Origin of the sequence: Desulfobulbus rhabdoformis, from assembly GCF_016919065.1 — a bacterium.
Classification (GTDB): Bacteria; Desulfobacterota; Desulfobulbia; order Desulfobulbales; family Desulfobulbaceae; genus Desulfobulbus; species Desulfobulbus rhabdoformis.
Map to the genome: position 1 here is coordinate 1 of NZ_JAFFQA010000041.1, position 20,338 is coordinate 20,338.

General features: G+C 54.0%; 14 protein-coding genes and 1 riboswitch. All 14 genes read right to left on the bottom strand.

What is annotated here, in order from left to right:
• Nucleotides 1-396: 396 nt before the first annotated feature.
• The 14 genes from JWJ90_RS17790 to JWJ90_RS17855 all read right to left on the bottom strand — a co-directional run bounded on the left by JWJ90_RS17790 (nt 397) and on the right by JWJ90_RS17855 (nt 20,335).
• Entirely contained in the window at nt 397-1,395 is a 999-nt protein-coding gene (locus JWJ90_RS17790) for a hypothetical protein (RefSeq protein ID WP_205228566.1), read from the bottom strand.
• A gap of 35 nt (nt 1,396-1,430) precedes the next feature.
• Complete coding sequence (locus JWJ90_RS17795; RefSeq protein ID WP_205228567.1) at nt 1,431-2,051, bottom strand: urease accessory protein UreH domain-containing protein; 621 nt, start codon at nt 2,049-2,051, stop codon at nt 1,431-1,433.
• 3 nt (nt 2,052-2,054) lie between these two features.
• Nucleotides 2,055-2,840 (bottom strand): acyl-CoA dehydratase activase, encoded by a 786-nt coding sequence (locus JWJ90_RS17800; protein ID WP_205228568.1) that lies wholly within the window; start codon nt 2,838-2,840, stop codon nt 2,055-2,057.
• Complete coding sequence (locus tag JWJ90_RS17805; RefSeq protein WP_205228569.1) at nt 2,837-4,135, bottom strand: 2-hydroxyacyl-CoA dehydratase family protein; 1,299 nt, start codon at nt 4,133-4,135, stop codon at nt 2,837-2,839. Before JWJ90_RS17805 ends, JWJ90_RS17800 begins: the two co-directional genes overlap by 4 nt.
• A complete protein-coding gene (locus JWJ90_RS17810) occupies nt 4,128-5,078 on the bottom strand; it encodes a 4Fe-4S binding protein (RefSeq protein WP_205228570.1) in 951 nt (316 codons plus the stop codon). Before JWJ90_RS17810 ends, JWJ90_RS17805 begins: the two co-directional genes overlap by 8 nt.
• Nucleotides 5,079-5,082: 4 nt before the next feature.
• Complete coding sequence (locus JWJ90_RS17815) at nt 5,083-6,114, bottom strand: hypothetical protein (RefSeq protein ID WP_205228571.1); 1,032 nt, start codon at nt 6,112-6,114, stop codon at nt 5,083-5,085.
• A 20-nt stretch (nt 6,115-6,134) separates the two neighbouring features.
• A complete protein-coding gene (locus tag JWJ90_RS17820; protein ID WP_205228572.1) occupies nt 6,135-6,917 on the bottom strand; it encodes a DUF4198 domain-containing protein in 783 nt (260 codons plus the stop codon).
• 47 nt (nt 6,918-6,964) lie between these two features.
• Nucleotides 6,965-10,753 (bottom strand): cobaltochelatase subunit CobN, encoded by a 3,789-nt coding sequence (locus JWJ90_RS17825; protein ID WP_205228573.1) that lies wholly within the window; start codon nt 10,751-10,753, stop codon nt 6,965-6,967.
• Nucleotides 10,750-12,351: a nitrilase-related carbon-nitrogen hydrolase gene (locus JWJ90_RS17830; protein WP_205228574.1), complete on the bottom strand. Its 1,602-nt coding sequence runs from the start codon at nt 12,349-12,351 to the stop codon at nt 10,750-10,752. The genes JWJ90_RS17825 and JWJ90_RS17830 overlap by 4 nt, the downstream gene beginning before the upstream one ends.
• A 300-nt stretch (nt 12,352-12,651) precedes the next feature.
• Nucleotides 12,652-13,701, bottom strand: a complete 1,050-nt coding sequence (locus JWJ90_RS17835; protein ID WP_205228575.1) for a radical SAM protein — start codon at nt 13,699-13,701, stop codon at nt 12,652-12,654.
• Nucleotides 13,701-14,222, bottom strand: coding sequence for a cob(I)yrinic acid a,c-diamide adenosyltransferase (gene cobO, locus JWJ90_RS17840; protein ID WP_205228576.1), 522 nt, complete (start codon nt 14,220-14,222; stop codon nt 13,701-13,703). Before cobO ends, JWJ90_RS17835 begins: the two co-directional genes overlap by 1 nt.
• Nucleotides 14,223-14,246: 24 nt before the next feature.
• The gene (locus JWJ90_RS17845) at nt 14,247-16,310 is read right to left on the bottom strand and encodes a TonB-dependent receptor plug domain-containing protein (RefSeq protein WP_205228577.1); all 2,064 of its coding nucleotides are present in this window, start codon (nt 16,308-16,310) and stop codon (nt 14,247-14,249) included.
• Between the two features lie 128 nt (nt 16,311-16,438).
• A riboswitch (cobalamin riboswitch) is annotated at nt 16,439-16,639 on the bottom strand.
• A gap of 147 nt (nt 16,640-16,786) precedes the next feature.
• Nucleotides 16,787-18,946 carry a TonB-dependent receptor domain-containing protein gene (locus JWJ90_RS17850; protein WP_205228578.1) on the bottom strand — a complete coding sequence of 720 codons (2,160 nt, stop codon included), beginning with the start codon at nt 18,944-18,946 and terminating at the stop codon, nt 16,787-16,789.
• A gap of 174 nt (nt 18,947-19,120) precedes the next feature.
• Nucleotides 19,121-20,335 carry an adenosylcobinamide amidohydrolase gene (locus tag JWJ90_RS17855; protein ID WP_205228579.1) on the bottom strand — a complete coding sequence of 405 codons (1,215 nt, stop codon included), beginning with the start codon at nt 20,333-20,335 and terminating at the stop codon, nt 19,121-19,123.
• Nucleotides 20,336-20,338 lie beyond the last annotated feature (3 nt).

Consider the following 20,338-nt stretch of genomic DNA (forward strand, 5'->3'; position numbering starts at 1 on the left):
TGCAATCCACGACCACACCACGTGGTGATCATTTTTCTTACTTTGACTGGTAGAGACTTTCTCGTTACTGGTAATGCTTCATGAGAATTTAAGCGGATTTTCGGGGCGGCGGGAATGCGAATCTACAGCATTTATGGCAACAAATTTTACGCAGCGCAGTTGCGGCTCTTTTGTTCAGCGCGTTGCCGGAACCTTTTTTATTTTTTAGCCTACTGGCTCAAGAAGATGAGAATAAATCTCATTTTAACTTTCTTCTGGGTAGACCATTCCTCTGGAATTGGGCTACTAAAGGAGGTCCGGGCCCGAGCATTGATGGGAGGATTAGCCTGGATTTACCAGAATGGATAATTACACGTAAAAAATGCTTGGCTCGTATACGGACATGGAGGTTTCATCTCACAGACAGCAGGCCAATATAAGAACCAGCACGCGTGCGCTCAAGGCACAAAAGAGTGAAAGCACAACGATCAACATGCCCATACGCAGACCAAAAAGCCCAACATAGCTGGGAACCATGGAGCGCAGATAAATAATTGGGGCCATGACTAAACCGCCTATCATGAGGGCAACAACGGCCTGCTCGCCCGTGATCTGCTGATGACTCAGCAGTGCTGCCATGGATGAAATTCCGGCCAGAGGACTGACTGCATAAACTCCCAAAGGACCAAGAACAATACTTGGCAGCCCCATACGGTTTGCCAGAGGTCCAATCAATGATTCAGTCCACTGAAAAAGACCTAACTCAAGTCCCAGAAAAACAAGAAACATCATCCCTAGGCTGTAGGCCATTATTCGCAGAAAAACTCGACTTTGCTTTCCCACAGCCTCTTTTACAATCTGCAAAAAGGTTGCTGGATTTTTTTCACCTCCCCTCTTCTCCGCTTTTGCTTCAGCCGACTTAGATCTGTTGTCACCTCTATGGTTCTCAATTCTTCCCTGTAACAGCATCCTTCCGGCAGCCACCACTAAAAAGAGTTTTATGCCACCAGCAAGGCAAAACGTGGCAAGATAAACGCTCCCCACTAAGGGGCCAAGCAAGGGGAAAATAACGGGAAAATGATAGGTAAGCAGTTCTTTCAGGTAGGCGGGTGTGGAGTTGAGTAGAGAGGAAAGAACCAATTCTTTATCGTTGATCCGCTTGTCTTGGCGATAGCTGACCAGCATGGTGTTGGCGGCAAGCACTGACCCCATTGCTGCGATAAGCGTTGTGGTACTGAACTGTGGCAGCCTGGACAAACGAGTGATTGGAGCACCAAGGGGTTCAAGTTTCGCCAAAAATCCATAACGCATCAGTAGCTCTGTCAGGATCAGGGCAAGAAAGGAAAAGGGGAGGAACTGTGTGGCCTGATGACCAACCTGGTAGGCGACCTTGCCTATCAAAGAAAAAATATCCATGAAGAAAGTCCCCCGCCATTGGACGCAGTGCGGCCTTACAAAATAAACGTTACAAACTGAAGAAGAAAAAATACTGCAGCCATCAAGGCCACTCCTTTGGCCAGGTGAATGAAAGACTGACGGTGTAGCAGGTAACCGCCAAATCCAAGGGGGAGCAGATATATTGAAGTTCCACCGAAAAATGCCAGAAAAAAAATTGCCGATGCGAGAGGCCCCACGCCCTGTCCCCAAACCCAGGTGAGGGCCAGAAGAAAGGGTGGGCAGAGAGAAAATCCGGTTAATAACCCCATCAGAAAGGGGGAACCTTGCCATCGTGCACCTCTTTTATATGGGCAGCAATGAAAACGCTCCCAAACCCCAAGCCCATGGGCGAACAAAAAAAGAGCCAGCAGCAAATCCATCCAGGGTGAAAGCACTCCACTGATCGCAGCAAGCGGGCGACCGCTTATCCCTGCAAGCAGGCCAACCAGCAAGTACGCCAAAAGACGCCCTCCCAAGAGCCTGCCCAGCAGAGGCCAGGCAAATTGCTTTTTGGCATGCAGGGGAACACTGGAAATCAGGGCAGGTAAAACAGCAGGTGCACAACTCAGGAAGCAGGCAGGTCCGTTGACCAGACCGAGTACAAGACCGGTGCCGCCTATTTCGCCCCCGGTCATTGCTCAGTCTTTCCCCAGAGCAATACGGGCAGCCCCGATAGCCCCATTGAGTTGCGGATGGAGCGGTAGATGAATATCCGTCATCAGTTCGTCCTCCAGTGCCTGGACAATGCCGGGATTAAGACCACCGCCACCAGTGAGCAGGATTTCCGATTCAAACCGGGCCTTGCGAGCCATGCCACCAATACGTTTGGCCAGGGATTCGTGGATTCCAGCCACAATATCCCGGCGTGGTGTTTTTCGTGCAACCAGTGAGATCACCTCGGATTCCGCAAAAACCACGCAGGTCGAGTTGATTGCTGCCGGTGCGGTGGATTCAAGTGAAAGCGGCCCGAGTTCGCTGACCTCAAGTTCCAGGACTCGCGCCAGTGATTCCAAAAACCGCCCGGTTCCAGCGGCGCATTTATCATTCATCACAAAATTTTCGGTTTCGCCGTCGTCACCGAGCACAATCACCTTGCTGTCCTGGCCGCCTATGTCGATCACTGTACGAATCTGCGTTCCGTCCGGAGCGGTCATGCGTGCCCCTGCGGCGTGCGCCCTGATTTCGGTGATGGTATCCTCGGCCACATCAATGATCCTGCGACTGTAACCGGTCGCCATGATCGCTCCAATCCTGGAGGTGGGATGCCCAATCCTTTCCATGATCGAATCCAGCATCGTCCGTGCATGACCGGCAGCATCTATACCTGTGGGACGGTGCTGGTGTCCGGCTAAATCCCCCTCCTCATTCAAAACCGCCACCTTGACGTAGGTGGAACCGGCATCAATGCCCGCGAAGTAGTTCATTGGTTTTTCTCCTTTCGTAAATGTAGAACCTCGATAAATGCCTCAATTCTGGTGCGAAGTTGCTCCACGTCTTCCGGGCTGTAATCGGTCTCAATACGGACCAGGGGGACATCGCATTCCTTAAGCGCACGCTCCACCCGAGTTACCTCAAAGTCATAGACCACACAGCCTTTGAGAACGTGGTAGATCACGCCATCCACCTTGTGGGTTTTAATCATGCGTTTCAAGGTAACCAACCGGTCTTCGTTGGGAGCAAAACTTGGGCAGATACAGGGCATGAGGTAGCGGGCCGCCAGGGCGATCATCTGTGAACGCAAGTCCCGCTCGGGATGCCCGACCGGATCATACAACATCCGCTCACCTACACAGGATTCATCAATCACCACCACCCCGCCCATTTCCTCTATAAGGTTGGGCAGTTTGAAATTGGGGAAGATGACCGGGCTTCCGGCAATAAGCAGGCGAGGTGTTTTTTCAGCACAGACTGAGCCTGCCGTTCTGGTTTCCAGCTCATCATTAAGCACTCGCAACGCCTCGGTCCATGCGCCCACCTCCATAAAGGAATAGGCTCCGGCAACGATCATTGCCTGCCGCCCCCAAAGAAGAGCGCTTTCCCGGGCTCGCAGTAGCTGTAATCTCCGCACCTGTTCCTGGGCCGCGGTCTGCTGGCAGATGGCCTGCTCCAGGCCTTTTGGCGTTATCTTCGTACGTTTACCGGTCACTGACTTCATGTACACTTCCAGGCGATCTTTGAGCGCCATCACTTGCTGGAGCCAGGCCTGTTGAGAAATTTCCGACTCTTTAAGATGCGGTACCTCCAGCATCCACACCTCCTGAAAGCGTGACACTTCCTCGGCAAACTTACGTTTTGCATCGCAGGTGGTCGGGATGATGACCACATCACAGAGGTCATAGACAGCAAGGCCCTGCTGGGCCGTTAGACCAAGGGACGACTTGGCCAAGGGGCAGCCATCCCGCGGCACAAATTCTTCACCGGCCGCACAGGGGCTGGTACATCCACCACAAAGACGTATGGGGATGGCTCCGGCCGCGTAAATCAGCTCTTCAGGAACCAGGATGCAGTAGATACCAATAACCGGTTTGCTCTGACCATCTTTAAAGAGAAGCGGTTCGGGGTCATTGGCAACAAAGACATGCTCCAACGCATCGATGAAGGGCGCGAGCGCCTGAGGGGCATTGGACAACTCCTGCATTGCTGCCAGCTGGCGTCCCGCTTCCCTGCTGATTTGCCTGAGCTGACGACTGGACGCCTTGGACTGTAGGGGTTTATTCATGCTTGGTCTCCGCATTCATTATGGCAGGGTGGCGAAAAAAACCTTTCGAGGTTGATCGATAGACAGTCCTTCCCAGAAAATCTGCGCGCAGGGCATCATCTTCCGGGCAATGCTCAATACATTTGAGGCAGAGGATGCAGTCGGAAAAGGTCACGTCCACCCGCCCCCGGGAAAGAAAGACCTCGTCGATTTCCAAGGGACAGACATTGGCACAGACCTGGCAGTGGGTGCAGGTGGCATCATCTTTCTTGAGTTTGAACAGGCTCCATTTGCGATACCAGGACATCAACAAACCAAGCGGACAGTAGGGGCACCAAAAACGGCGTTTGACAAAGGCGCCGATAATCACCGTCACGGAAAAAAGTAACCCCAAAGACGACATCACCATGCGGGTGGTCGACTCAAAATCCACCAGAATCCGATCACGGGAAAAGGTGATCAGGGGCAGGATATATTTTCCCGGACAGAGCTGACAAAAGGGAATGTTCAGATCAAGGGCCACGGGAGCAAACAATACCGGAAATGCGACCCACAGTGGAATAAGCAGGGCAATCCCAAGAAATATCCACTTCACCCACGAGAGTCGTCCGCGCCATTTGGCACTGAAACGAGCATAGCCAAGGCCAACAGCCTGCCGCAGCCGGTCAAGCAGGTCCTGAAAAAATCCTAGGGGACAGAGCCAACCGCACCAGGCTCGGCCAAGCAGGAGGACAAGCAGACTGAACCAGAAAAATCGATTCAAAAAGAGCAACATATCCGGCCAGGTGAAGGTGCCCAGGCTCAGCTGCAGGGGGAGAAAAAAACAGGTTCCGGCCCTGGTCGGCACAAAGCAGCAGGAGAAGGTCGGCAAAATAGAGCCCAGATGCAGGCCCGCACAGGCCCCAAAGAGCAGGAGAACAAATGACAGGCTCAGGATCAGCCAACGAAGTTTTCCGATACGCACAACCTTAATCCTCCTTCACCCGGCACTGATCAAAACGGATCAGTACATCCTGACGCTGGCGATGATGACGATAGATATTCCCTCCCACCAGCAGACAGATACCCAACAAACCGGCGATTACCCAGAACCCGTAGCCCCACAGATGGCTGGTCCATTCCGGCCGGTTCCGAAAAATAATCACAGGCAGGGTTGCAACATGGAGGATATGGTTGGGCGCATCCTGGACCTGGACCACATAGAGCAGTTTATCATAGTGCCGCTGCCGGGAACGGTCATCAAAGGGGGTCACGGCAAAACGACCCGCAGCATCGCTACGATAGATTCGATGCCACTTGCTGCTCTCGGCAAAGACTTCAACCGTGGCATCGGGCAGGGGCTTGCCCATGTACCGGACTTCCATGTCATAACTCTCATGGGGCCGCTGATGCCCTCCCCCCATGCGCCGCCGTGCAGGCGAAAGGGCGGATCCGATCTCCAGGGGGATTGCGTCATCATTGAAAAAAAAGGCAGGAAACGAGCCGGGTCGTCCCCCACTCTTGCGATGACCAACTAAGGTTTTAGGATACAGGTGGACCTCCTGATCGGCGCCATCATCTGTTCTTGTATGGGTCACAAAATGGCCACCGACGAGATACCGCCCATTGAGCATTTGATTTTCCGGCAAAACCACTTCTTCCATCTTTGGAGCCACCTGAGTCGTTCTGGTGTGGCCGTCCGGGTCTTTGACCAGGAGAGTGCCGGCTGGCAATGGTGAGCCGTCTCTGGTGAATTTTGCAAACAACCTGCCTTTGCTGCCACGCACCAGGCCAAGATGCTTTGGTTGTTCATGGATATCTTTTCTTTGATCGCGCTCCGTTCTGATCTGACGCCAGTTCAGATCATCCTGGTCAAAGCGGAAGACGTACAGCTCTTCATTTTCCAAAACCCAGGACCAGATCGGAACCGATTGCTCCGTCGATTGTTCCGCCAGGAGCTGGGTGGAGCAAACAAGCAACAGGACCTGGACGAGCAGGACGAAACGAGTCAACAACCCCATACCTCTCTCCTCTGCCCTGCTCAGCGAATTTCAAAATTTAAGGTGGCGGTGTAGGAATACTCGTCCGCCTCCTCGGAATTTTTGTAGGGTGCCCGGTGGTTGACCTTGATCACCCAGATCCCCGGCGCCAGAATACGGATGGCCCCCTCGCCTTCCCTGTTGGTGCGGCAGGTATAGGGCCAGGCATTGTGGGGGCTAAACCCTGCATAGGTGGCCTTGATTTCCTCGGCCAGCGGTTGGCCCTGATAGAGGAGCCTGAAACGAAAAGAGTCGCCAACCCGCAGATCGGCAGGATTACTCAACGGCACCAGCTCCAGAGACGTTCCCACCGGTTGAGACAGACTGGTACTGTCCCCTCCTGTCCCCACATTAATAATGGCCTTGCCATACATGCCCAGATACCGGGAAGAGAGCACATTGGTCAGTCCTGTTTTGGGCTGGGAAAGATATCCCTTGTCAGTCTTGGTTGAAAACCGCTCTTTTATGGCAACCGTAGCCAGATAGGTGCCAGCGCTGTAGCGCTGGTGAGCTTGATATTTGAACCCATCAACCAGCGTGAGCTCGCTTGATTTTCCGGCAGGATCGATTAGCTGGAGAGTCTCCAACAGCTCAGGCCGTGTGAGGATGTCGCCAACCGGGCTGTAGAAATGATGCCCCCACCCCACGGAAAACATCGGTATACTCTTTACCCTGGGGCGGTGGTCATCGACATTGAGCCAGAGATAATGGGCCTGGGCAAAGGAAACTGCACAAACCAGGAGGAATACTGTTATGGTGCAACTCAATTTCACAAATTTGTTCATGGGAACATTCCTTTCATTCTTTTGATAAAAAAACTGGGTACGCGACATCAGCTGCCGGTGCGCGCAAGCTTCCATTTAGGCTGCCATTTTTCCACGTCATCGGCTGTGATGACCTCGACCTTGGAGCCCTGGAACTCCTCGCTGACCTCACCGATGTTTTCCTCCATATCCCCCTCGATCAGCAGGGCTGCCTCCTGCACCGCTATAAAGATATCTTCAGCAGGAGTCCATAGTCCACGACTCTGGGCCTCCATAAGGCGTCTGGTCATCTCCTCCAGGCCGTAGGGGTTTTCCCGGCGTAACCATTCCAGTCGCTCTTGATCCTGGATATAGGTCGACACCACGCGATCAAAGACCCAACCAGCCACGGATTCTGTGGTGGCACTCCATTTAAAGAGGGTGTTGACCCGGCTTGCGACCTCGCCTGCGCCCTGATAACCTTCCTGCTGCCGATCCTCTATCCAGTTTTCATTGAGCAGTTTGCTGGTCACCGAGGCCTCAAGGTCTTCGGCAAAGTCCCGCACCGAATGATCGTCATCCGTATTTTTGTCGGCAAAGTAGATACGTGCCCTCTGGCCGCTCACAGCCTTGGCAGCCACCGACATGCCGCCCAGGCAACCGGTATAGCAGCTGCAGTCAACGAGGTCGTATTCCGGCGAATACTGCCGCATGTAGGTGACATCGAGTTTTTTAAGCTGCGAGGCAAAGACCTGCTGGGCCTCCATCCCGCTGATGCGCCCGGTCTGTCCGACCTTGTCCGAGCCGTAGGCAAAACCGGACCAGTTGATATAGGTCTCGGCCAGATCGGCCTCATCGTTCCAGGCCGAGGCATCTAAGGCCAGCCCCACACCGGTTCCACAGGCGCCGGGGGCAGAGGAAAATACGCGAAAACTGGCCATACGATGAAGCGACTCTACAGGCAGACGCTCACCCAGTTCCTGACGCAGCTCTTCGATCTGTTCCAGGGTGTGCTTGCGGATGGCGTTGAGTTCCAGGGGTTCGTCTAGTTCTCCGGCCATGACCGCGGCCTCATCAAGCAGATCGGCAAAATGGGGCACCATATCGCGGAGGATGGAGCTGGTCTGAATAAGCACATCAACCCGCGGTCGCTGGACCACGCTGCCATCTTCCAGGGTCAGAGTGAGATCGTCCAGTCCAATCGGCTCGATACCGCAAACCCGTCCCGATTCAGACCAGACCGGTTGTATCCCCATCAATGCCAGGGCCTGGGAAAAAACCTCTCCATCTGATTTAAAGGCGTCAATACTCCATAAACTGATGCCCACACTCTCGGGGAAGCGGTCCTCGTCCTTCAGGTATTTTCTCAGCAGGTTATCAGCGAGCACCTGGCCCACTTCCCAGGCGGACCTGGTTGGCATCGCACTGATATCGCTGGTAAAAAAATTTCTCCCCGTGGGAAGAGCCTCGGTTTTCCCCAAGGCGAGGGACCCACTGAGCCCGGGTTCAATGTATGCTCCATCAAGGGCCTGCAACAACTGGGGGATCTCCTGGGTACAATCACTGATACGACTGCTAATATCCCTGCACCAGCTGGCAAGCCCTGACAATCGCTCATCCTGCCCTGAGACGGCCTCTGCTTCCCCTACCTGTTTCAGGAGCCGTTTAACGATTGCCTGGGCGCTGTCAAAACTCGTTAACGATGATTCCGCTTCAAGAGCGGCAAGAGCAGCCACCCCAGGGATCCCTTCAGGCGGTTTCCCAAGAATCGTGGTCAGCATGGTGGCCAAACCGTCAGTATCGGGCGGGGTTGATAAGAGGTGGGGGCCGGAGGGAGCGAGGATACGCTTTGAACGCGCTATCCGACGCGAAAGGAGTTCCACAGCCTGATCAAATGTTTCTCCATCCTGGAGTTCCTCTGCGCTCTCCTCCAGTCCGCCCATGGCCTCCATGAGGGGGATCATCCCTTTCTGCAGCACCTTGCGTCGGTTGTTCTCCGCATTCTGCCGAGCCTTCTGGTACTGATCAAGCAGAGCCTCTAACTCCACAGTTTGCTGATCTGCCCTTGCCGGTCGCTGTACAGGACTCAAATGATCGACCATCACCGCCCGTGCCCGTCGTTTGGCCACAAGTCCCTCGCCGGGGACATCTAAAATATAGAGGTAGATATTGGGCAGATCGCCCAGGGTGATCTCCGGGAAACAGCCGCTGGAGAGACCGACCTGCTTACCCGGCAAAAACTCAAGGGCACCATGGGCGCCGAAGTGGAGCACCGCATCGGAGGTCTCGCGGATATAGGCGTAGGTGGCCAGCCAATGCGGTGGGGGGGAGAGATGGGGATCATGGAGTATGCGACAGACCTCACCATTGCACTTGGCTCCGTAACAGCCGCGTTTGGGCTGGACGATAATCTTCAGATTGCCGAACTCAAGTCCCGTCACCAGCAGGGTATCCTGTCCCTGGTCCTTATAGACCATGCCCTCTCCGGGGAAGGGCCCCCAATCGGTCTCCACCCGTTCCCTTGTATTGGCAGGAAGTTGGCCCATAATCTTCTGGTACTCGCCCTCGAAGGTATAATGCAGGACTCCGCCTTTACTCACTATCTCGTCGGTGGTGGTCCAGCGAAACTCGGAGATAGCCTTACGCGTCAGCAGCAACTCCAGCAACTCCTTGCCATCCTCCGGCGCATCCCCGGTCTCATAGCCCGCCTCGCGCAGTCCACGAATAAAGAGCGCCAGGCTGGCAAAGGTATCCAGCCCTGCAGCGAGTCCCAAAGTCGCCTCCACCCCCTTACAGGGATTATTATGCAGGACAATGGTCAACCGTTTATCTTTGTTGGCAAGGGTTCGCAAACGAAGCCAGCGGCGTAGCCGCAGACAGAGCCGTTCAATTTGCTCGGGCAGGGGCAGGTAGCGCCTGAGGGCAAGGCCTGTGTAGGGATCAGTCTTTGTCACCGTGGCGGCGATAGCCGTGGGCTCGATGACTCCCGCCATCTCCGGCTGGGTCAGACTAAAAATCATGGCCCCGGCCCCGCTCCCGGCTCCATTGATATCCTCCCGCCACTGCTCAGGGGTCTGGTGGTACAGCCTGAGGAGTTGAACAATAGGGATATTCAACTCTTTCAGCAGGTGCAGATCCTCGCTCTGCGCCAGAATGCGCCCAGCCAATAAATTGAGTATAAGTTGCGGCGAGACGCTCTGCAGATGTTGCAGCCAGGGGTAGCGCTGTTTCAGGGGCAGACTGCTCTCTGCCATGCCTTCGGTCACAACGCAGAACGGGAGCATGTCATGCTGCTCCAGTTCCTGAATAAGGGCATCGAGTTCGGCCGTATTCTGCTCGACAATCTGGCCGTAGTAACAGAGAAGCGCAACCAGGGGCCGGGCGCTCAGGTTCCGCTTGTCTTGCCAGTTCAAATAGTCTTCCGTTTCAGCGAAAAGCCCCTGATGTTGTGGGTGGTAGAGACCGCATGTAACGACCTTTTGGGGAGGTTCCGGGCTGCTGCACATCCCCAGAGTGGAGGCAAGAAAACGGATCGCGTTGATGAAGTTTTCCAACGACACCTGCTGCAGATACCCCGCGAACTGGGTTGTCTGCTCTTGACTCAAAGACGAACGCTCCTGCTCGGCCTGCACTCCCAGGACAACGCGGCAGGGCAGCTCCAGGGCAGCGGCCAGCAGTTCCTCGTACCCTGGCATATCCCGAAACATCTGGGCTATACAGCAATCCACCTCTCCTTCTCGCATCCGGGCGATGGCCGCTTGCGGGTTGGACTGCTGAGAAAAAAATTCAATGCAGATGCCTTCTTCCTTGAGTACGGCGGCGGCCCTTGACCAGGTCTGCGCCTGAAACATCAGGCCATGAAGAAAAATAATGTTCATACCTGCTCTCCGGGAATACGCATACCGTCGGAAAAGGATGACCTGTAGGGTGAACAGCTCCTTGCCGATATCCGCTCAATATTCTTTTCCGGTTCCAGAAGCAGAGTCCGATAATCAATTCGATCCTGAAATCGTTTTTTCCGGCTCCTGGTGGTATCCAGGATCACGGTACAATGCTCACCAGGGGCGGCCAAAACCTCTTGCCATCGCTGATGACCTTCCGGGGTCAACCAGATACCGGCCCCGTTAGGAGTTGAAAGGATCACGGCAGACTGTTCGATGGTGCGGGCACCTCCCAACAGACACAGTTTCTCGTTGTAGACCCTGTTGAAAACAAGGGCAAGATCCGCCCCTTTTTTGGCACTGGCCAGAAACATTTCCGGATGATGCATTCCCCTTCCCGGCAGAATATGCACCCGGGCCGTTCCACAATTAAAGACAGGCGGTTCTTCATTTGCACAGCCATTGACACTGTCCCATGGACGGGATCGGGGCGACTCTTTACCATCAAACCAGTAGAGGGTCTCGCTACTTTTTCGTTCACGGATCAGGACCACTTTCTGCCCAGTTGCAGCGCACCAAACGCGCAGCCCATGGATATCCGTATCCTCATAGACGCCGGGAGGAAGCACATGGAGAACGTCTGCAACCTGGCCGCTGGCCTCAATCTCCTTGAGCACAGGCAGCAACCCGGTCTCCTGATCCGGGCAATGGCAATACAGTTTGAGTTGTCCCGCCTGCGGCAACTGGAGCAAGGCACTGAAATCACCGATCCCCGTACGGTTGAGGCAACAGGCCTGCATCTGTCTCCTGTCGCGATGGGCAAGCTGCTTGAGCCGTTGCCCGCCTTTCATTTTCCCCTCCCGGTTCAAAGGGATGCTGGCTTTGACCATCCGGGAAGTGCGAGCGACTTTTTTCAACTGGACCGCCCCCCGGGCACTGACCAACGCGGAGGTGGCCTTGCGGCAGTCCAGGGTAGCGTCCAGCCCGGTCCGGTTGCAGACAGCGACAGAAATCCCGTTTTCCATGGCCCGTACCCGCCAGACTTCAAGAGGATCCAAGCCACCGACCGGAGGCCAGTTGGTCGGCACCAGCAAGAGATTAGCTCCCCGTAGTGCGGTGACACGTGGCATGAGACTGTGGTAGCAGTCGGAGCAGATCAACACACCAACCCGTCCCCAGGGAGTGAGGAAGGTGTTATCTTCATAGGGATCGCCTGGACAGGCCCAGCTGAATTCCGCATTCATCTTACGATAGCGGCAGACAATATCGCCCTGGGGATCAATTACAAAAGCCGTATTATAGAGAATGGAGCTGTAGAGATCCTGCTCCGCCATGCCGATACAGGCAAACATGGAATACTCACGGCAGATGGCCGACACCGCGCGCAAGGTCGGCCCTTCTTCTGTTTCCGCGTATGGAGCCACATCGGTCTGACCGCTGAATGAATACCCTGAGATGGATAACTCAGGGGTGACAACGAGTTGCATCCCCCGTTCACCGGCTTCACGGCAGTAGGCTAAAAGCTGTTGCCGATTGGTTTCCGGTTCTTTATGGGCGATGGCCAGGTGTAACAACCCAATCTTTAATGACGGCATAGCGCCTCCCTTCCATATTCCCTTAAGGACTTGGGAACAAAAGTCTGTTCAATGTCTTACTCTGATATTATGGTTGTATGTTCTTCACCTGAATCCGTGACGGCGGGTGGGCACTGAACAACGCATCTTTTTAATGAGACAACGTTTTTTTACAAATTCATGTATTGTTCAGTTTCCCCCGCCGCCCTTTGGGGCATCCATCAGCACGCCATCTTCATTGTCTGCAACCTACCGACAAAGTTTACTTTAATCGGCAGTTTGCAGACAACGAAACTGACGCGCTGAAGAATCCTCACGAATTCAGGTTTCACATAATTCAGCCAGGCTCTGGTAAAGAACACAGGCCAGCCGCCGTGTTGCAGGTGGATTATACAAAAGCCGACTGGGACATTCCCCAGGACAACAGTGCTCAAGCCTGCAACCGATACAGTCATCTTTAGATCGCATCAGCGAAGCAACGGGGAGTCGAGGTGGCAGGTGGCTGTTTGCCAGGTCACGACCGAATCGGCTATCCCCCATGGTTTGGCTGCAGGGAAAACAACGGCCATCAGGATGCACGGCCATACTCGCCCCCTGTGCCGCCTGGCAGAAAAGTCGTGTGCTATTCAATCGTCCTCGGCCGAGCATGCGCTTTACCAAATCCCATTCACGCAAGCGAATGGGGTGCTTTCGCCTGCTGTTGATCTGAATAAGGGCCTGCGCCAGTCGTTGCAGGCCTTGGTGCAAATCTCCAGGCGTTGCCGCCCCAGGTCCGGATTCAGGATTGGCCCCGCTCCCTTTGTTCACCAGGAGGTCAAGTCCGATCCCTCGCGCCTGACGAAACCCGGCCAGCAGCATGGCCAACTGTTCCAGATAAAGGACATTGACCTCACTCACCACCGTGGTGATACGAAAAGGAACCTGCGCCTGCTCCAGCAACATGAGTCCATGCAGGGTTTCCTTGGCCCTGCCCCGCAGGGACTCCTGAATTTTTGGTGCACCGTCAAGACTGACCCCAACCTGCAGCCTGAACTTTTTGAACAGATCAATTATTTCTCTGGTGAGACAGGTTCCATTGACCTGAATCCCCATGGTCAGTGGCCGTTGTATCTGACGCGCCCCCTTTACCGCCTGTTCGATAAGGCCGGGAACCAGGCAGGGCTCGCCTCCGGTCAACTGAATGTGTAACGCGCCCTGCCCCTGTCCCGCCATCCACAGGGCCTGCTGCAGCACCTCCGGGTCCATATCAAATCGTCCTCTGGGCAGACCGTGGTAGCAGTACCTGCAGGCAAGGTTACACCGAGTGGTCAGGGCCAATATCAGATAATTGATCTGTGAAAATTCCCCTGTGCTCCGCGCAGCATGCTCCATCAGAATTCAATACCCTTCTGGGCCTTGACCCCACTTTTGAGAGGGTGTTTGATAACCCGCATTTCCGTGACAAGATCAGCGGCCGCCATAAGGGCATCAGGCGCATAGCGACCGGTGATCAAAACATGCTGCTGTGGGCAGTGTTCTTTCAAAAACTCCAGGCAGGCAGGAAGCTCCAACATGTTGTAATGGAGAAGATAGGTGAACTCGTCCAGGACAACCAGATGATAGCGGCCGGACTCGATGGCGCCGCAGGCCTTGGACCACCCCTCACGTGCCAACCGTGCATCTTCCTCCAGGTTCTCAGACTTCCAGGTAAAGCCTCGGCCCATGACGTGAAAGTCGATGAGATCGTCAAACCGTTTGATCGCCTCCAACTCACCGTAGCGCCAGCTCCCTTTGATAAACTGGATAAAACAAACCCGTAGCCCATGCCCAGCGGTACGCAAAGCCATGCCCAGAGCCGAGGTGGTCTTTCCCTTACCTTCACCGGTCATCACCATCAACAAACCCTTTGCCATTGTAACTCCCTCAAGTATTGGTTGTTAGAAGGTATACTTATAACTAAGGAAAAATGACTGACCAGGCTTGGGGTACCCCTTTTTCTCGTAGTAATCCTTATCAAAAAGGTTATCGATAGTCAGAGCCACCCGATGGTGTTCAAGAAAATTATAGCCAAGTACCAAGTCAACCACGGTGAATGAAGGATACTCGATCTCCGGATACCCGGCGCTGACCCAGTCGGTATCACGCATGGGGCCAACGGTTCGAAAATGGAGGCGGGAGTCGAACTGGCCATCACTGTATTCCACACCGTAGTTGTAGGTGTAGTCGGCTACGTTGTGAATATCCTGCATAGCTCCACCGGCGAGTTCTTCCTCTGCCTCGAAAATATGAGTGGCATTGACATAGAACCTCAGGCTGTTCTTCCACTGCATGGGCACACCCAAATCAAAGCTCAGGGTTGACTCCATGCCCCGTAGATCTGCCCCCAAGGCGTTGATGTAGGTCTTGAGGTTGCCGACCTGCAAGGTGGTGATACGATCATCAACCGTGGTGTCGAAATAGGTGACATCTATGGAAAGCCCCCAGTTGGGGAGTTCGTAGCCTACACCCACATCCCAGGTGGTGGAGGACTCAGGATCCAGATCTCCGTTCCCCTGGGTAACCATGGTCACACCGCCAACGATAGATTCCGAATAACCGGCTAACTGAAAGGCGCTGGGCGGGACAAAAGCCTGGCCCACGGTGGCGTGCAAACGAATCCCCATATCAAAGAGATAGTTGGCACCGACACGGGGACTGAAGGTGGAAAAGTCTTCGGTCGTGGGGGTAAAGCCCGTTTTATAGGGCGTTGCCAAAGTTTCGACCTCAAAGGTGTCGTAACGACCGCCACCGGTGAAGGTCAACCGGTTGTCACAAAACTTCCACACCGTCTCCAGGTATCCGGCCAGGTTGGTCCGCCCTTCATCCGGTGACGAGGGCGCCTTGCGCGTGCCGCTGGTGGTATAGCTTCGCGACTGTTTTTCGATGTACTGGTAGTCAAACCCCAGAATAAACTTATGGTTGCCCCAGGTATAAATATCCTGCAACTGAACACCGTCCCACGTGATTTCGGAGTCGTAACTGCGATAGGTGGGGACGGTGGACCCGCTGGAATAGTTGGAGTAGTTTTCAGCCTCTTCCTCAGTATGGTAGAGAGTGGCCGCCACTTCGTTGTTCGCGCCTAATCCGCCGCCAACCCGTAGGTCCACGCCCTGATTATCGATATCCTTGCGGCCACTGCGTACGCTGCCATAGGCCACATCACCGGGGGTCTCGATATTGCGGCCCTGATACATGTTGGCCGACAGATCAGCCCGCCAGTCACCGGCAAAGTTACCACCGATACGGAAGGCTCCATTACGGGTTTTGTAGGATGTATTGGGCCGCTCATTGCCGTTGTCGCCGGTGGTCAGGTTATCCGCCTGCTCATGGCGACCGAGCGAAACATCAAAATCCAGTGTATCGGCAATGATGGCACCACCACTCCAGAGCTTTTGGAAGTTAGTCTCAAAGCTGCCGTAGCCCAGTTCAGCCGAGCCCCCCAAAGGACCGGTGGATTTTTTGGTGATCACGTTCACCACACCGCCCATGGCCTCGGCCCCGTAGAGTGAGGAGGCCGGACCTTTCAATACTTCTATACGTTCGACATTATCAGTGAGCACGGTTGCCAGGTTGGTGGCGCCAATGGGACGACCGTTCAACAGAATGAGGCTGTGCTTGGTAATGCCGGAAAACTCCGGCCGAAAACCACGGATACCAATACCCGCCAGGGCACCGGGGTATTCGATGACACTGATCGAACTGGATTTTTTCAACTGCTCGGTGAGCATGGTTCCAGCGGTCATTTCGATATCATGGCTGTCGATCACCTCGATTTTGGTGGGGATGGTGAGGATATCCTCTTCACTCCTGGTTGCCGTGACCACCATCTCGTCTGCCCTTTCTTTGACAGCCTCATCCTGTTGGTCAGCACCACTTGCCTCAGCGGCTAAAGTCGTTGAGGCAAGGCACACCAATAAGGCCAGGCTCAATCGATCAAACTTTTTCACTCCTTGTGGCTCCATTCTTCCTATTCTCCTGTATTTATTTCACATTAACGACAAGGAGACAGGAAAGATCATGAGCGCACAACCAGTGTAAGGAGTTGCCGCAACTCCCCTGTTCTACCCATTCCTGTATCCTCGACAGTCTGGCAAAAAACGCATATACGGCAGGTCTTCTGGCTCTCCTTCCCCATTGATCCTTCCCATACCAAGGGCGGCACAGTGGTTCTGTTCAATGGGGCTCCCTGACAATGTCCAGGACCTGGATTACAGCGGCGGGACCGCTCCCGATTTACACGGGATTCCCTTGCACACCTCAGATCAGAGGTGACCGACTTGCGATGTTTTTGATTGAACGTTTCTTTTAAACTTGGATGTGAATCACCTGGTTACGGGGTAAATATGCTTTCCTTTTAAAAAGTGATACCACCCAATTTCAGGTCGTTGTCACTGTTTTTTCTCAAACAAAAAAGTTAAATATCCTTAAAGAATGATGATTAAAACTTCAATTTCAGCTCAACAAAATAGGTTCTTCCCGGAGCAGACATGGATCCAGTGAAATATTCTTCATCAAACATATTGTTGATTGAAAAAGAGATATCGGCGTACTCCAATGGAGTGTAGGTCATCTTTGCATCCCAGAGCCAATGGTTTGCATATCCGTAATAGGTTCCCTCTAAATCATCATTCATATCACTGTAATACATCCGCCCAGTGTAGTTACCGACAACACTTGCCTTCACCTGTTTGTAGGTAACCCCGGCACCAATATTGATCATCTGCTCCGGGTAGTCGGTCAGCTCTTTGCCGATAAGACTTGCTTCCCTGCTGTTTTCTTTTACTTCCGAATCAGTAATCGTGTAATTCGCCCAGAGATCTAGCCAGCTCAATGGCTGAGCGGAAAGAGCAAACTCAAGCCCCCTGATTTCGGCTTCACCGACGTTTTCTTTATAGGAATCACTTCCTATCCTATAGCTGGAGATAAAGTCCTCCGCCTGAATGAAAAATCCAGTTACTGAACATTTCACTTTACGATCAAAAAAATACTGATCTGCGCCAACCTCATAATTCCAGGAAGTTTCCGGGCCGAGTTCGGGGTTATTGTGATAGGTGGTACTGCCCATGGTCGAAACCCGATAGAGGTCGTAGACAGTTGGGGGACGAAAGGCATGGCCAACAGAAGCCCGAACATAGGTATCCATCAGAGGATTCCAGACCAAAGCCAGATGAGGACTCACAGAACTATCGTCATGATCATCAAAGCTCACTTGAGATCCGACTGGTCCGGAGATACCGTCATAGGCTGTCCAGGTGTCAAGCCTGAGCCCGGCAAAGAGGTGCATCTGGGGATTCAGTGTCCATTCGTCCTGCACAAAGAACCCAAAAGTCCTGGTTTTTCCTTCGGTGTTATCGACCTTTCCGAGGATAGATTTCTCGTTGCGGTAAAAGGCAAGGTTGTAGCTGTCCAAATGGGCTGAGTCCGCCTTAAAGGAGGCTCCAAGGGTGAGCAGATGATCCTGGCCAAGGGAAATATCGCCCTGCAGATCTGCGGTCCAGGCCTCTGTGCCGTAATCCGTTTTCTTTCCGGCCGAGGAAGAGTAGTTACCTGTATAGGTGGTTGGGGAGGTGTACCAGGTATCAGTACTTCTGAAGCCCCCCTTTGCGGTGAACGCGACTGGGCCGAAGATCTCTTTATAGGTGAGTGTGGTCAGGTAATTTTCCATGGAGTAGGGCGAGGCACCTGAAATGTAATAGTAGGGGGTCACCGTCGCTCTATCGCCCGTACCGATCTGAACAGCCCCCGAATATGCGGGATTTCCTGAACTATCGGTGAGGTAGGTATGGGGGCTACCATAGCTTTTCTCACTGGTTCCCCGCTGAAAATCCAGGGTGACACTGCCGGTGTCGGTCAGGTCATAGGAGGCCATCAGGTTCAGGTTGGAGCTATCCTTGGCCACATCTCCCTTATCGCCGGTCACCCAGTATGCGGCACCGCTTCTATGGGTAACTCCATAGCCCCCCGAAAGCGTGCCCGTTCCCGCCCCCACGGATCGAGCAACAAGATTTTCCGGATAGCCGTCCGTTGTGGTCGACTCATAACCAATTCGTACCCCAAAGCGTCCATAGCGGTCACCGGCGGAGGCACTGTACTTGTAGGTGTTGTCACTGCCGAAACCAGCTGATATACTCCCCTCACGTTTGGTCGGTTTGGAGGTGATGATATTGATGACTCCACCCATGGCGTAACCACCGTAGAGAGCCGAGCCACCACTCCCGCGAATAACCTCGATTCTTTCCACATTATCGATACCCATGGTGTTCCATCCACCACCTCCGCTATACCCGTCGTTCACCGGAGTACCGTTTACCATGATCAGTGTTCGGCTATCCCCTTTTAGCCCGCGCATGGAGACGGAGCCCGTGGAACTTGTGTTCACATACAAGCCGGTAACATGCTTCAGCGTATCCACCAGGGAATCGACTTCAAATTTCTCTATATCCTCTCTGCTGATAACGGTAACACTCGCCGGAGCATCATCGACATTTGTCTCGGTGCGTGTTGCGGTGACCACTATATCCTCGGCCTGGTTCACCTCAGATTTTTCTTCGGCAGAGGCTGATGAGGCCAACAATGACAGCACGACCAAGGCACACACCAGTTTCTTCCTGTTCTTTTCTCTCCCTTGCACGTCGTTCCCCTTCCTTTTGGTTCGTTTTCTGATCGTTATTCTCATTTACCCGGCAAGGAGCCACACTCTCCTAAGCCAAAGATCGTAAGATTTTCAGCAATGCGCCTCCCAGCTCTTTTTTGCCGTCTGTGTACGCTTAACTTAGCCTTCCCCCTGTTCCTCCGCGTCACTGGTAACGCGCGCATCCTCATCAACCAGCATCTCCATATGGTGCCACTTTTCTGAAAATCCCAAGGCCAGCGCTCGACAGACAAGTCGACAAAAGGCTCTGTTGTCGGTTGCACAAACCATCGGCACAAGAAGAAGACGATAATGCGCCAAACGGCTGTAATCGCCGCTCACCGCAGAGGCTACCTGGGCACAATATCCGGCCATAATCTCACCCCAGCAACTCTCGGGCAGAACGCCCCAGGTGATCTTATCGCGCAGGTGGACCAAGGCTGCCACGGCGGCCACTGTGAGCGGATCATGTTCAAAGGCTTTAAAGTTGACACGAAGCAGTTCCGCCTCCTCCTGATCAAGAAAGGAGCAGATGGTGTCGATAAGCGCGGTCCGCTTCAGGCCGAAGCGTTCCAAATGAATTTTGATTGAGCATTGCCCAGCCGGGTGCATACTGTTTTGGCGGGAAAGGGTCCCCTTGATGGCTGAATACACGGTTCGTCCGATCAGCTCACCGAGTTTGGAGTGTTTGCCTGCACTGGTCAGAGGGGTGACATCGCTCTCCAGGGCTGCTACCGCAATCTGGTCGGTTCCGGTTCCGGTGGCCAGTTTATCCGAGTAGCGGGAGTTGACCGCAAGCTCCTGCAGGAGCGCTGTCTTGGCTTCGGTGGCCGTCATGACACAACGGGTGAGAGCACCGGGAATCAGCGGTGTATTGATAAAGAGCATGGTGTTGATCGTTCCCGGTCCGGGAATCTCTTCTGCCGGTGGCAACCGTTCAAAGCCCTGCTCAGTCTCCACCACGGAAGCCGGATCGCCTGCCCGCCCGGCGTTGCCCTCCACACCGCCGGTGCACACTGCGATCACCTCCAAATCGCGAAACGACTCCCTGGCAATACTGGCATTGTGCATGTTGGCTGCCGTCCCCAGGGTGGCACAGTGCTCGGCATCCAGATTATGCCGATCACAGAGAGCCTTCCGGTACTGCTCGGGATTGCGATAAGTACTCTTTGGCAGATTATGGCAATGGCCAGCCGGTTCACAGCTTTGATGGTTGTACATCGCGCTCAAATCAGTGCGAAGCCCGCCAGCCACCCGGCAGGTCGAGAGCACCGCATGGGGCTTGAGGAAACGGGCGTAGATGATTTTTTCTTCGCGGTGCAGCTCAACAGCACTGTATAATGTGTCGATAAGCATAGG

Bases quoted from the DNA above. Each gene is read 5' to 3' on its own strand.
- JWJ90_RS17790 (WP_205228566.1), bottom strand. From the start codon at position 1,395: ATGGATATTTTTTCTTTGATAGGCAAGGTCGCCTACCAGGTTGGTCAT.
- JWJ90_RS17795 (WP_205228567.1), bottom strand. From the start codon at position 2,051: ATGACCGGGGGCGAAATAGGCGGCACCGGTCTTGTACTCGGTCTGGTC.
- JWJ90_RS17800 (WP_205228568.1), bottom strand. From the start codon at position 2,840: ATGAACTACTTCGCGGGCATTGATGCCGGTTCCACCTACGTCAAGGTG.
- JWJ90_RS17805 (WP_205228569.1), bottom strand. From the start codon at position 4,135: ATGAATAAACCCCTACAGTCCAAGGCGTCCAGTCGTCAGCTCAGGCAA.
- JWJ90_RS17815 (WP_205228571.1), bottom strand. From the start codon at position 6,114: ATGGGGTTGTTGACTCGTTTCGTCCTGCTCGTCCAGGTCCTGTTGCTT.
- JWJ90_RS17820 (WP_205228572.1), bottom strand. From the start codon at position 6,917: ATGAACAAATTTGTGAAATTGAGTTGCACCATAACAGTATTCCTCCTG.
- JWJ90_RS17825 (WP_205228573.1), bottom strand. From the start codon at position 10,753: ATGAACATTATTTTTCTTCATGGCCTGATGTTTCAGGCGCAGACCTGG.
- JWJ90_RS17830 (WP_205228574.1), bottom strand. From the start codon at position 12,351: ATGCCGTCATTAAAGATTGGGTTGTTACACCTGGCCATCGCCCATAAA.
- JWJ90_RS17835 (WP_205228575.1), bottom strand. From the start codon at position 13,701: ATGGAGCATGCTGCGCGGAGCACAGGGGAATTTTCACAGATCAATTAT.
- cobO (WP_205228576.1), bottom strand. From the start codon at position 14,222: ATGGCAAAGGGTTTGTTGATGGTGATGACCGGTGAAGGTAAGGGAAAG.
- JWJ90_RS17845 (WP_205228577.1), bottom strand. From the start codon at position 16,310: ATGGAGCCACAAGGAGTGAAAAAGTTTGATCGATTGAGCCTGGCCTTA.
- JWJ90_RS17855 (WP_205228579.1), bottom strand. From the start codon at position 20,335: ATGCTTATCGACACATTATACAGTGCTGTTGAGCTGCACCGCGAAGAA.